Below are 11,118 nucleotides of genomic sequence, written 5' to 3'. Positions count from 1 at the left end.
CTCCCGACGTTTGTCGGGAGGCGTGTTGTGCACCACACTGAAAATATCGCCGATGGGCAGCCTGAGTGCTCATATCAAGCGGTGACATTAACTATGGTAAAGGAGAAGCGCATGTTTCGATGGGGCATCATATTTCTGGTTATCGCGTTAATTGCCGCTGCACTGGGTTTTGGTGGACTGGCGGGTACCGCTGCTGGCGCAGCGAAAATTGTTTTTGTGGTGGGGATCATTCTGTTTCTGGTCAGCCTGTTTACAGGTCGTAAACGGCCCTAGCGACATCCCCTTTATTCTTCAAGTTAAAGGTGCGCTGGCTACGCGTGCTTGCCCGTATCACTTACTAGAGTAAGCAGATCGGGATTCACGCCCTTGCCGCCTTCTTGTGACTCGAATTATTTTGGGGATTAACCGTAAAGATAACTTGCTACTAAGCCAGTCCATCGGACTGGCTTTTACGGTTTTAGCATCAGGCAATTTGCGTTACTTTGTTGTTCTATTACAAAAACAACAGGAAGGCAGAGGTGGGGCAGAGAATACCCGTCACGCTCGGTAATATTGCGCCGTTATCGTTACGTCCGTTTCAACCAGGCAGTATGGCGCTGGTGTGTGAGGGCGGCGGACAAAGAGGCATCTTCACCGCTGGCGTACTGGATGAATTCATGCGCGCGCAGTTCAATCCTTTTGATCTCTTCTACGGGACCTCCGCTGGTGCGCAAAACCTTTCAGCCTATCTTTGTAACCAGCCGGGTTACGGCCGTAAAGTCATCATGCGTTACACTACCCGACGTGAATTTTTTGACCCGGTGCGCTTTGTGCGCGGGGGAAATTTAATCGATCTCGATTGGCTGGTGGATTCGACTGCGTCTCAGATGCCGCTGGCGATGGATAACGCCGAGCGCCTGTTTGCCGCAGGGAAATCGTTTTATATGTGCGCCTGTCGGGGCGATGACTACACGCCTGGCTATTTTTCGCCGAACCGGCAAAACTGGCTCGATCTTATTCGTGCCTCCAGCGCGATTCCAGGGTTCTACCGCGCCGGGGTTGCGCTGGATGGTGTGAATTATCTCGATGGGGGAGTCAGCGACGCCATTCCCGTGCAGGAAGCGGCGAAGCAGGGGGCAAAAACGCTGGTGGTTATCCGCACCGTGCCTTCGCAAATGTATTACACCCCGCAGTGGTTCAAGCGTATGGAACGCTGGCTGGGCGAAAGCAGCCTGCAACCGCTGCTGAATCTGGTCCAGCACCATGAAGCCAGCTATCGCGCGATTCAGAGTTTTATTGAGAAACCGCCGGGCAAGCTGCGTATCTTTGAGATCTACCCGCCCAAACCGCTCCATAGCATGGCATTAGGAAGCCGTATTCCGGCGCTGCGGGAAGATTACAAGACCGGACGCCTGTGTGGTCGTTACTTCCTGGCAACCGTCGGTAAGCTGCTGGCGAAAAATGCGCCGCTGCCTCGTCAGACGCCGAAGATTGTGGTGCCGGGACCGGTCGTGGTTCCACCTGCGCCGGTGGCTAACGACGCTCACGCCCCCGTGGTGACCAATGCGCCTCAGGCTAACGACACGACGTTTAATAATGAGGATTTGGCGTGAGTTATCGTTTTATTGATACGCATTGTCACTTTGATTTTCCGCCGTTTACGGGCGATGAATCTGCCAGTATTCAGGGCGCGACTGACGTCGGCGTGCAAAGCATTATCGTTCCGGCCACCCAGGCGGCAAATTTTTCCCGTGTACTGGCGTTAGCGGAAAATTACCCTCCATTGTTTGCCGCCCTGGGGCTGCACCCCATTGTTATTGAGCAACATAGCGATGACTGCCTGGAGCAGTTGCAGCAGGCGCTGGATAAGCGTCCGCAAAAGCTGGTGGCGGTAGGTGAGATTGGGCTGGATCTTTATCGGGACGATCCGCAATTCGATAAGCAAGAGCGGCTGCTGGAAGCGCAGCTTAAGCTGGCGAAGCGTTACGAATTGCCGGTGATCCTGCATTCGCGGCGCACTCATGACAAGCTGGCGATGCACCTGAAACGCCATGCTTTACCGCGAACCGGCGTGGTGCATGGATTTTCCGGGAGCGTGCAGCAGGCCGAACGTTTTGTGCAACTGGGCTACAAAATTGGCGTGGGCGGCACCATTACCTGGCCGCGCGCCAGTAAAACCCGCGAGGTAATGGCGCAACTGCCGCTGGACTCACTGCTGCTGGAAACTGACGCGCCGGATATGCCGCTCAATGGCTTTCAGGGACAGCCGAATCGCCCGGAGCAGGTGGTCAGAGTCTTTGATGTCCTCTGCGAGCTGCGCCCGGAACCTGCGGATGTTATCGCTGATGCGCTGTATCGCAATACGACGGCGTTATTTGATTTTTAATTGCCGGACGACGGATGCGTCGCATCCGGCAATCACAGGTACAGCGCCGGGAAGATCAAATTATCCACCCCGCGCTCGCGCAATCTTTGCGCCAGTTGCTCCACATCCTCAGGCGTGGCGCTCGGCCAGTCTTTCGCTTCGCCGTACACCCCGTGCGCATGAAAGGCATTTAGCCGCACTGGTACATCACCTGAACGTTTGATAAACGCCGCCAGTGCATCGATATGCTGTAGATAATCCACGTGGCCAGGAATAACCAGCAGGCGCAGTTCCGCAAGTTTTCCCTGCCCGGACAAAAAGGTAATGCTTTGTTTAATCAGCGTGTTATCGCGGCCAGTCAACTGTCGATGACACGCGCTATCCCAGGCTTTTAAATCGAGCATTACGCCGTCGCATACCGGCAGTAGTTTTTGCCAGCCGGTTTCGCTCAGCATGCCGTTGCTGTCTACCATGCAGGTCAGGTGTTGCAGCTGCGGATCGGTTTTGATCGCGTTAAACAGCGCCACGATAAACGGCAACTGGGTGGTCGCTTCGCCGCCGCTGACCGTAATTCCTTCAATAAACAGCACCGCCTTGCGAATATGCTGCAGCACTTCATCAACGCTCAGGGTTTGCGCCATCGGCGTGGCCTGCTGTGGGCACATGTGCAGGCAGGTATCGCACTGCTGACATACGTCGGATTGCCATCTCACTTTCCCCGCGCTCAGGCTCAGCGCCTCATGCGGGCAATGCAGGACACATTCCCCGCAGTCGTTGCAGCGTCCCATCGTCCACGGATTGTGGCAATTTTTACAGCGCAGGTTACATCCTTGCAGAAACAGAGCCAGGCGACTGCCCGGCCCGTCGACGCAGGAGAAAGGAATGATCTTACTTACTGAAGCGCATCTGCTGTTCATGGCTAATCACGCGAGGTTGTCGTTCCAGAATGCGCGTATTGCGCGCGGCTTCTTCGCCCAGCCAGGTGGTGTTGGTGCGTGAACCTTCGGCGCGATATTTTTCCAGATCCGACAGGCGTACCATATAGCCGGTGACGCGGACCAGATCGTTACCACTCACGTTGGCGGTAAACTCACGCATCCCAGCTTTAAACGCCCCGAGGCACAATTGCACCAGCGCCTGAGGATTGCGCTTGATGGTTTCATCCAGCGTGAGAATGTCGCTGATCCCAGCGTGATAATACGCATGATGCGGTGCGACGGTTTGCAGGTGAGTGATCGGATCCGGCTCATCGCCGTAGGGCAGACGCGCGCCCGGCGTGGTGCCGATGTCAGAACTGATCCCTGACTGTGCGTGCAGCATTGCGCGCTGCTTCCAGCCAAATTTCACCGGGGTACTTTCTACAAACTCCGCCAGTTGGGCGCTGATGCGATACCCTAGCTGATTGGCGACCTCATCTTTTCCGTAGCGAGCATTCTGCCCCGCCTTATCGCACAGCAGGTTCACCGCCTCCGCCAGGCCATACATGCCGAACATAGGGACAAAACGTTCGGGATCAATCAACCCTTCCTGCACCAGGAAGCTATTCTCAAAGAAATGTGATTTTTCATAGAGGAATTCACATCGTGAATCAATGATGGCGATTTGCTGCTGGCAATAGTGCGGTAGGGTGCGCGTAAAGAAGTCATCGACAGAGGTGCTGCGCTCTGCGATGGCTTTCAGATTGAGCCTGACCAGCGTGCTTCCACCCCCGGCGAGCGGCAACGAGTTGTAACAGCTGACGACGCCATACTGACCTTTTGTGAAAATTTTATCATTTTCGGGGCCGTTGGAAATGTGCGGCTTACTGCACTCGCAGATATTTTTCGCCACGTTGAGCAGCAGGTCGTCAGGTGTAATTTGCGGATCATAAATGAACGTCAGATTAGGCGAAACCTGCTTTAACTCTGCGTCTGCGCGTAAAATTGCACGGGTGACAGGCGTATCTGCGGGGCCGATATTGGCATGCATAAATGCGTCTGGCAGGGTTCTGTCGAGATGACGCCAGAAACGTTTTATTCGAATATCGATCTCATCTTGTGTTAGAATTCTAACATACGGTTGCAACAGAACGTCGAGCTGGCCGAGATAGACCGGCATCGAGGTGACTGACGGAACGTGGTGATACAGGATGGTGAGTAAGGATAACGCGTCATCAAGATCCCTGGCTCCTTCCAGTTCCAGCCATGAGGAACCGTTGGCCAGAAAACGCGCGTAGTCGGGTAAAACATAGCGCGGTTTGAACGGGGCATGACCTTCATACATATCGCAGATCACCCCGTCATCCAGCGCCTGGCGAGCCTCAGCAGGTAGTTGCGGGTAAGGCAGCGCGTTTTCAGCCTCCAGCGCCAGGAAGTGGCGTTTCTGCTCAGGGCTGAGCACCGGACTGGTCACGATTTGTTGGCAACGCTGTTGCAGCGCGAGTTCGCTTGAAGTGGGCATCGTTGATTCCTTTTTATCCCGAAGGTGTAACGCCATTGTAGAAAGCAACGCCGCCACAACCTTTGATCCGGATGCGCCTGATGCCACCGCATCCCTTCCTGAAAGGTGATTTATTTGAAGTAGATCTCATTAGAGTAATGCAAATCTGTATGTGGTTTTCATTAACTGTGATGTATATCGAAGTGTAATAGCGAGCGGATGTTAGAATACTAACAAACTCGCAAGGTGAAATTTTATACGGCGATGCCGTTGGAGAATGTTATGACCGATTTAACAGCAAGCAGCCTGCGTGCACTGAAACTGATGGACCTGACCACCCTGAATGACGACGACACCAATGAAAAAGTGATCGCGCTGTGTCATCAGGCGAAGACCCCGGTAGGCAACACTGCCGCTATTTGCATCTATCCGCGTTTCATTCCTATCGCGCGTAAGACGCTGAAAGAGCAAGGCACTCCGGACATCCGTATTGCAACCGTGACCAACTTCCCGCACGGCAACGACGACATCGAGATTGCGCTGGCTGAAACCCGCGCGGCGATTGCCTACGGCGCGGATGAAGTTGACGTGGTGTTCCCTTACCGTGCCCTGATCGCCGGTAACGAGCAGGTTGGTTTTGATCTGGTTAAAGCATGTAAAGATGCGTGTGCGGCGGCAAACGTGCTGCTGAAAGTGATCATCGAAACCGGTGAGCTGAAAGAAGAGAGTCTTATCCGTAAAGCGTCTGAAATCTCCATCAAAGCGGGTGCTGATTTCATCAAAACCTCTACCGGTAAAGTGCCGGTAAATGCGACGCCGGAAAGCGCACGCATCATGATGGAAGTGATCCGCGACATGGGCGTTTCTAAAACTGTAGGTTTCAAACCGGCAGGCGGCGTGCGTACTGCAGAAGATGCACAGCAGTTCCTGGCGATTGCTGACGAACTGTTTGGCGCTGACTGGGCCGATTCCCGTCACTATCGTTTTGGCGCATCCAGCCTGCTGGCGAGCCTGCTGAAAGCGCTGGGTCACGGCGATGGTAAGAGCGCAAGCAGCTACTAATTACTCGTCATACTGCAAGCCGCAGGTGCGTTAGCTGCACTCCCTCACCCCAGTCACTTACTGTAGTAAGCGCCTGGGGATGAGCTTCCTTGCCGCTTCCTGCGACTCGAATTGTTTAGAGTAATCATTCATTGCAGTGGGTTTTCCGCTGCATTTAACCTGATTTATCGGGGGTTACCATGTTTCTCGCACAAGAAATTATTCGTAAAAAACGTGATGGTCATGCGCTGAGCGATGAAGAGATTCGTTTCTTTATCAATGGGATTCGCGACAACACCATCTCTGAAGGGCAAATCGCCGCCCTGGCGATGACCATTTTCTTCCACGATATGACAATGCCTGAGCGTGTTTCGCTGACCATGGCAATGCGTGATTCAGGAACCGTGCTGGACTGGAAAAGCCTGCAGCTGAACGGCCCGATTGTGGATAAACACTCTACCGGCGGCGTGGGTGACGTAACATCACTGATGTTAGGCCCGATGGTCGCTGCATGTGGCGGCTATATTCCGATGATCTCCGGACGTGGTCTGGGGCATACCGGCGGTACGCTCGATAAACTGGAAGCCATCCCAGGGTTTGACATCTTCCCGGACGATGCGCGTTTCCGTGAAATTATTAAAGACGTGGGTGTGGCGATTATTGGGCAAACCAGCTCGCTCGCACCGGCGGACAAACGTTTTTATGCCACCCGCGATATTACCGCGACGGTGGATTCCATCCCGCTGATTACCGGCTCTATCCTGGCGAAAAAGCTGGCGGAAGGGCTGGATGCGCTGGTGATGGATGTGAAAGTCGGCAGCGGCGCCTTTATGCCGACCTATGAGCTTTCTGAAGCGCTTGCCGAAGCGATTGTCGGCGTGGCGAACGGGGCGGGTGTACGTACCACCGCGCTGTTAACCGATATGAACCAGGTACTGGCATCCAGCGCAGGTAACGCGGTTGAAGTCCGCGAAGCGGTGCAGTTCCTGACAGGTGAATACCGCAATCCACGTCTGTTAGACGTCACGATGGCGCTGTGCGTGGAAATGCTGATCTCCGGCAATCTGGCGAAAGATGATGCCGAAGCCCGTGCAAAATTGCAGGCGGTGCTGGATAACGGCAAAGCGGCAGAGATTTTTGGTCGCATGGTTGCAGCGCAGAAAGGCCCGACCGATTTCGTCGAAAATTATGCGAAGTACCTGCCGACGGCAATGCTCAGCAAAGCGGTATATGCTGATACCGAAGGTTTTGTCAGCGCTATGGATACCCGTGCGCTGGGAATGGCGGTTGTTTCCATGGGCGGCGGTCGTCGTCAGGCTTCGGACACCATTGATTACAGCGTTGGCTTTAGCGACATGGCGCGTCTGGGCGACAGCGTAGACGGACAGCGTCCGCTGGCGGTGATCCACGCCAAAGATGAAGCCAGCTGGCAGGAAGCGGCGAAAGCGGTCAAAGCGGCAATTAGCCTTGACGATAAAGCGCCAGAAATTACACCGACAGTCTATCGTCGTATTACCGAATAACTGTATACTGATCTGATCGCTTTTTTGCGGCGCAGATGTTGGAGAACAAGATGAAACGTGCATTTATTATGGTGCTGGACTCCTTTGGTATTGGTGCGACTGAAGATGCGGATCGCTTTGGCGACGTAGGCTCAGACACTATGGGACACATTGCAGAAGCCTGTGCGAAAGGCGAAGCTGACAAGGGTCGCAAAGGTCCACTGAATCTGCCTAACCTGACCCGTCTGGGCCTGGTGAAAGCTCACGAAGGTTCTACCGGTAAAATTGCTGCTGGTATGGACGGTAACGCGGAAGTGATTGGTGCCTACGCCTGGGCGCATGAACTCTCTTCCGGGAAAGACACGCCGTCTGGCCACTGGGAAATCGCGGGTGTTCCGGTTCTGTTTGACTGGGGTTATTTCTCCGATCATGACAACAGCTTCCCGCAGGAACTGCTGGATAAACTGGTCAAACGTGCCAACCTGCCGGGCTACCTCGGCAACTGTCACTCTTCCGGTACCGTGATCCTGGATCAACTGGGTGAAGAGCATATGAAAACCGGCAAGCCGATTTTCTATACTTCCGCAGACTCCGTGTTCCAGATTGCCTGTCACGAAGAGACTTTTGGCCTGGATAAACTCTACGAACTGTGTGAAATCGCTCGTGAAGAACTGACCGAAGGTGGTTACAACATCGGTCGTGTTATCGCGCGTCCGTTTATCGGTGATAAAGCGGGTAATTTCCAGCGTACCGGTAACCGTCACGATCTGGCCGTTGAGCCGCCAGCACCGACTGTGCTGCAGAAACTGGTCGACGAGAAAGACGGTCACGTGGTTTCCGTCGGTAAAATCGCGGATATCTACGCTAACTGCGGCATCACCAAAAAAGTGAAAGCTACCGGCCTGGACGCGCTGTTCGACGCCACCATCAAAGAGATGAAAGAAGCGGGTGATAAGACCATTGTCTTCACTAACTTCGTTGATTTCGACTCTTCCTGGGGACATCGTCGCGATATCGCTGGTTACGCTGCAGGTCTGGAACTGTTCGACCGCCGTTTGCCTGAACTGATGGAACTGGTGGGTGAAGATGACATTCTGATCCTGACCGCTGACCACGGCTGTGACCCGAGCTGGACCGGCACTGACCACACCCGTGAGCACATTCCTGTGCTGGTTTACGGCCCGAAAGTGAAACCAGGCTCTTTAGGTCACCGTGAAACTTTCGCGGATATTGGCCAGACGCTGGCGAGCTACTTTGGTACATCGCCGATGGACTACGGTAAAAACATGCTGTGATACCCGTTGTCTTTCGCGCTGTAGATGCGTTGACTTCATTCGCTCACCCCGGTCACATAGGTAATCTATGCTCCCGGGGGTTCCGAATTCGTCGCCTTCCTACAACGCGAAATCCTTAGGGTATTTGAATTCGTTTTGTCGGTTGGGTAAGGCAGTGCTACCCCCTCGACAAAAATAATAAATCAAAAGGGAACTGAAGATGGCAGCTCCACATATTAATGCAGAAATGGGTGATTTCGCTGACGTCGTATTGATGCCGGGCGACCCGCTGCGCGCAAAGCATATTGCTGAAACTTTCCTCGAAGATGTTCGTGAAGTGAACAACGTTCGCGGCATGTTAGGTTTCACCGGTACTTACAAAGGCCGTAAGATCTCCGTTATGGGTCACGGGATGGGTATCCCGTCCTGCTCTATCTACACCAAAGAGCTGATCACCGATTTTGGCGTGAAGAAAATCATTCGCGTAGGCTCCTGCGGCGCTGTGCGTATGGACGTTAAACTGCGTGACGTGGTTATCGGTATGGGTGCCTGCACCGACTCCAAAGTAAACCGTATCCGTTTTAAAGATCATGACTTCGCAGCTATCGCTGACTTCGACATGGTGCGTAATGCAGTTGATGCGGCAAAAGCGCTGGGCGTAGACGCGCGCGTGGGCAACCTGTTCTCCGCTGACCTGTTCTACTCTCCGGACGGCGAAATGTTCGACGTAATGGAAAAATACGGCGTGCTGGGCGTGGAAATGGAAGCGGCGGGTATCTACGGCGTTGCGGCTGAGTTTGGTGCGAAAGCGCTGACCATCTGCACCGTGTCCGACCATATCCGTACTCACGAGCAGACCACTGCCGCTGAACGTCAGACGACCTTCAACGACATGATCAAAATCGCACTGGAATCCGTTCTGCTGGGCGATAAAGAGTAAGTGTTGTGATGCCCGGTAGCGCTGCGCTTACCGGGCTACAATCGATGTATGCCGGACCGCCATCCGGCATTTTCAGGCCAGCGTTTAGCTCACTGCACTGGCAATCCACGCTGACAGCTCGCGTAACTCTTTCTCCTGCCCTGGGAAATCAACCAGCAGCGCTTCGCACTCCTGTTGCAGCATATCCGCACGGTACAAACACCCCTGCAGACGACCCGCCAGCGATTCTAACGGCGCGGGATTGAGGCTGTCGGTAAAGACCTGCGTACGGGTGATATGACCTTTTTCCACGTCGAAATGCAGCTCAACGCCGCCCCAGGTGAAACGCTCGTCCAGAAGATGCGAGAACGCAGGCGCCTGACCAAAATTCCACTCCCAACTGCTCTGACGGGCAAAGGTTTCGGCAAAGTTCGGCAGATCCGGGGTTTTGTCCGGCGAGATAATTTCCGCTTCGACACGTTCGCCGTAGTGGGCAAAAAAGGCTTCCGTGATGGCCTGACAGACCTGTTGATGGGTGATGCCCGGCAACAGCTCCGTTAGATTCGCTACGCGTGAGCGAACCGAGGTGATGCCTTTGGCGGCGAGTTTCTTTTTATCCGGATTGAGATAGTTTGCCAGGCGGCTGAGATCGGCGTTCAACAACAGCGTGCCGTGGTGGAATCCGCGGTCTTTCGTTTCCCGATAAGCAGAGCCGGAAACTTTGCGATCGCCGTCTGGCGTTTTCACGACCAGATCGTTACGCCCGGAGGCGTCGGCGTCTACGCCCAGCGCGTTCAGGGCATGGAGGACAATAGCGGTTGAGATGGTTTTGTCGTACTCCGGTTTACCGGCCATAAAGGTAAAGCAGGTATTGCCTAAGTCATGGAACACCGCGCCGCCGCCGCTGCTGCGACGGGCGAGCCGCACGTTGTCTTCCTCCATACGGCGGGTATTACACTCTTTCCACGGGTTTTGCGCCCGGCCAATCACCACCGTATCGGCGTTACGCCACAAGAACAGGACGCGCTGCGTGGCGGGCATCTGGCGAAAAATGCACTCTTCGACCGCGAGGTTAAACCACGGATCGTAAGAGTCTGAGATAAGCAGGCGTAGTGTCGTCATGGTCGATTTCCTTTCTGTTATTACTCTTTCTTCTCGTTGTCTTCTTCCTGTACCGGTTTATTGGCGGTCAGCAGGAAAGGGGATTGCTGCCAGCGGGTGCGCTTGCCTTGCAATAAGGTACGGGTGAGCACCACGCCAATCGCCAGTGACAGAAGCAGCATTAGGCGTAAGATGTTGGTGGTGTTATCCACCTGCTTGGCTTCGGTGGCGAGCGTGTGGGTATCCAGCGTCAGGCGTAGATAGCCCAGCGGACCATTTCTTCCCTGAATGGGTTCGACAATCTGCTGGTTAAAATAGCCCCCGGCTTTTTTGCCGTCCAACGCCAGTCGGTCACGAACGTTGACGCTCTCACCGGTACGTGTAATCAGGTCTCCCTGTTCATCGTAGACCCCCGCATCCAGAATACGGCTACTTTCCGTGAGCTGCGAGAGTACCGCTTTAATGCGCTTTTCATCCGGGGTTTCGGTACGCATCAGCGGGGCGACGTTCAAGGAGACC

11 protein-coding genes are annotated in these 11,118 nt (G+C 54.4%); 7 read left to right on the top strand and 4 right to left on the bottom strand.

Annotated elements, in window-relative coordinates:
* Positions 1-111: 111 nt before the first annotated feature.
* The 3 genes from FDW87_RS16545 (at position 112) to FDW87_RS16535 (ending at position 2,365) form a co-directional block, all read left to right on the top strand.
* Positions 112-273, top strand: coding sequence for a DUF1328 domain-containing protein (locus FDW87_RS16545; protein WP_003019081.1), 162 nt, complete (start codon positions 112-114; stop codon positions 271-273).
* 245 nt (positions 274-518) lie between these two features.
* Complete coding sequence (locus tag FDW87_RS16540; RefSeq protein ID WP_016151604.1) at positions 519-1,592, top strand: patatin family protein; 1,074 nt, start codon at positions 519-521, stop codon at positions 1,590-1,592.
* Positions 1,589-2,365: a metal-dependent hydrolase gene (locus FDW87_RS16535; RefSeq protein WP_137379957.1), complete on the top strand. Its 777-nt coding sequence runs from the start codon at positions 1,589-1,591 to the stop codon at positions 2,363-2,365. Before FDW87_RS16540 ends, FDW87_RS16535 begins: the two co-directional genes overlap by 4 nt.
* A 32-nt stretch (positions 2,366-2,397) precedes the next feature.
* Here FDW87_RS16535 and FDW87_RS16530 read toward each other — a convergent pair whose 3' ends face one another.
* Both FDW87_RS16530 and FDW87_RS16525 read right to left on the bottom strand, forming a co-directional pair.
* Positions 2,398-3,261 (bottom strand): YjjW family glycine radical enzyme activase, encoded by an 864-nt coding sequence (locus tag FDW87_RS16530; RefSeq protein WP_137379956.1) that lies wholly within the window; start codon positions 3,259-3,261, stop codon positions 2,398-2,400.
* The gene (locus FDW87_RS16525) at positions 3,233-4,783 is read right to left on the bottom strand and encodes a YjjI family glycine radical enzyme (RefSeq protein ID WP_137379955.1); all 1,551 of its coding nucleotides are present in this window, start codon (positions 4,781-4,783) and stop codon (positions 3,233-3,235) included. Before FDW87_RS16525 ends, FDW87_RS16530 begins: the two co-directional genes overlap by 29 nt.
* 261 nt (positions 4,784-5,044) lie before the next feature.
* Between FDW87_RS16525 and deoC the strand changes: the two genes are divergently transcribed.
* The 4 genes from deoC to deoD all read left to right on the top strand — a co-directional run bounded on the left by deoC (position 5,045) and on the right by deoD (position 9,519).
* Positions 5,045-5,824 (top strand): deoxyribose-phosphate aldolase, encoded by a 780-nt coding sequence (gene deoC / locus FDW87_RS16520; RefSeq protein ID WP_016155634.1) that lies wholly within the window; start codon positions 5,045-5,047, stop codon positions 5,822-5,824.
* A 179-nt stretch (positions 5,825-6,003) separates the two neighbouring features.
* Positions 6,004-7,326 carry a thymidine phosphorylase gene (gene deoA, locus FDW87_RS16515; RefSeq protein ID WP_016151609.1) on the top strand — a complete coding sequence of 441 codons (1,323 nt, stop codon included), beginning with the start codon at positions 6,004-6,006 and terminating at the stop codon, positions 7,324-7,326.
* 50 nt (positions 7,327-7,376) lie between these two features.
* On the top strand, positions 7,377-8,600 hold the full coding sequence (gene deoB, locus FDW87_RS16510) for a phosphopentomutase (RefSeq protein ID WP_016151610.1): 1,224 nt from the start codon (positions 7,377-7,379) through the stop codon (positions 8,598-8,600).
* 199 nt (positions 8,601-8,799) lie between these two features.
* A complete protein-coding gene (gene deoD / locus FDW87_RS16505) occupies positions 8,800-9,519 on the top strand; it encodes a purine-nucleoside phosphorylase (RefSeq protein WP_137379954.1) in 720 nt (239 codons plus the stop codon).
* An 84-nt stretch (positions 9,520-9,603) separates the two neighbouring features.
* Here the strand turns inward: deoD and lplA are convergent, their stop codons facing one another.
* Together lplA and FDW87_RS16495 are read right to left on the bottom strand one after the other, a co-directional pair.
* Positions 9,604-10,620 carry a lipoate--protein ligase LplA gene (gene lplA, locus FDW87_RS16500; protein WP_137379953.1) on the bottom strand — a complete coding sequence of 339 codons (1,017 nt, stop codon included), beginning with the start codon at positions 10,618-10,620 and terminating at the stop codon, positions 9,604-9,606.
* 20 nt (positions 10,621-10,640) lie between these two features.
* On the bottom strand, positions 10,641-11,118 hold a 478-nt coding region (locus FDW87_RS16495; protein ID WP_252363222.1), incomplete at its 5' end, for a YtjB family periplasmic protein.

Source organism: Citrobacter sp. wls826 (assembly GCF_005281245.1).
Taxonomy (GTDB): Bacteria; Pseudomonadota; Gammaproteobacteria; order Enterobacterales; family Enterobacteriaceae; genus Citrobacter; species Citrobacter braakii.
This window is presented reverse-complemented; position numbering and strand designations above follow the sequence as displayed.

Coding starts and splice junctions, on each gene's coding strand:
- deoA (WP_016151609.1), top strand. CDS start 6,004: ATGTTTCTCGCACAAGAAATTATTCGTAAAAAACGTGATGGTCATGCG.
- deoB (WP_016151610.1), top strand. CDS start 7,377: ATGAAACGTGCATTTATTATGGTGCTGGACTCCTTTGGTATTGGTGCG.
- FDW87_RS16525 (WP_137379955.1), bottom strand. CDS start 4,783: ATGCCCACTTCAAGCGAACTCGCGCTGCAACAGCGTTGCCAACAAATC.
- deoC (WP_016155634.1), top strand. CDS start 5,045: ATGACCGATTTAACAGCAAGCAGCCTGCGTGCACTGAAACTGATGGAC.
- FDW87_RS16545 (WP_003019081.1), top strand. CDS start 112: ATGTTTCGATGGGGCATCATATTTCTGGTTATCGCGTTAATTGCCGCT.
- FDW87_RS16530 (WP_137379956.1), bottom strand. CDS start 3,261: ATGAACAGCAGATGCGCTTCAGTAAGTAAGATCATTCCTTTCTCCTGC.
- lplA (WP_137379953.1), bottom strand. CDS start 10,620: ATGACGACACTACGCCTGCTTATCTCAGACTCTTACGATCCGTGGTTT.
- deoD (WP_137379954.1), top strand. CDS start 8,800: ATGGCAGCTCCACATATTAATGCAGAAATGGGTGATTTCGCTGACGTC.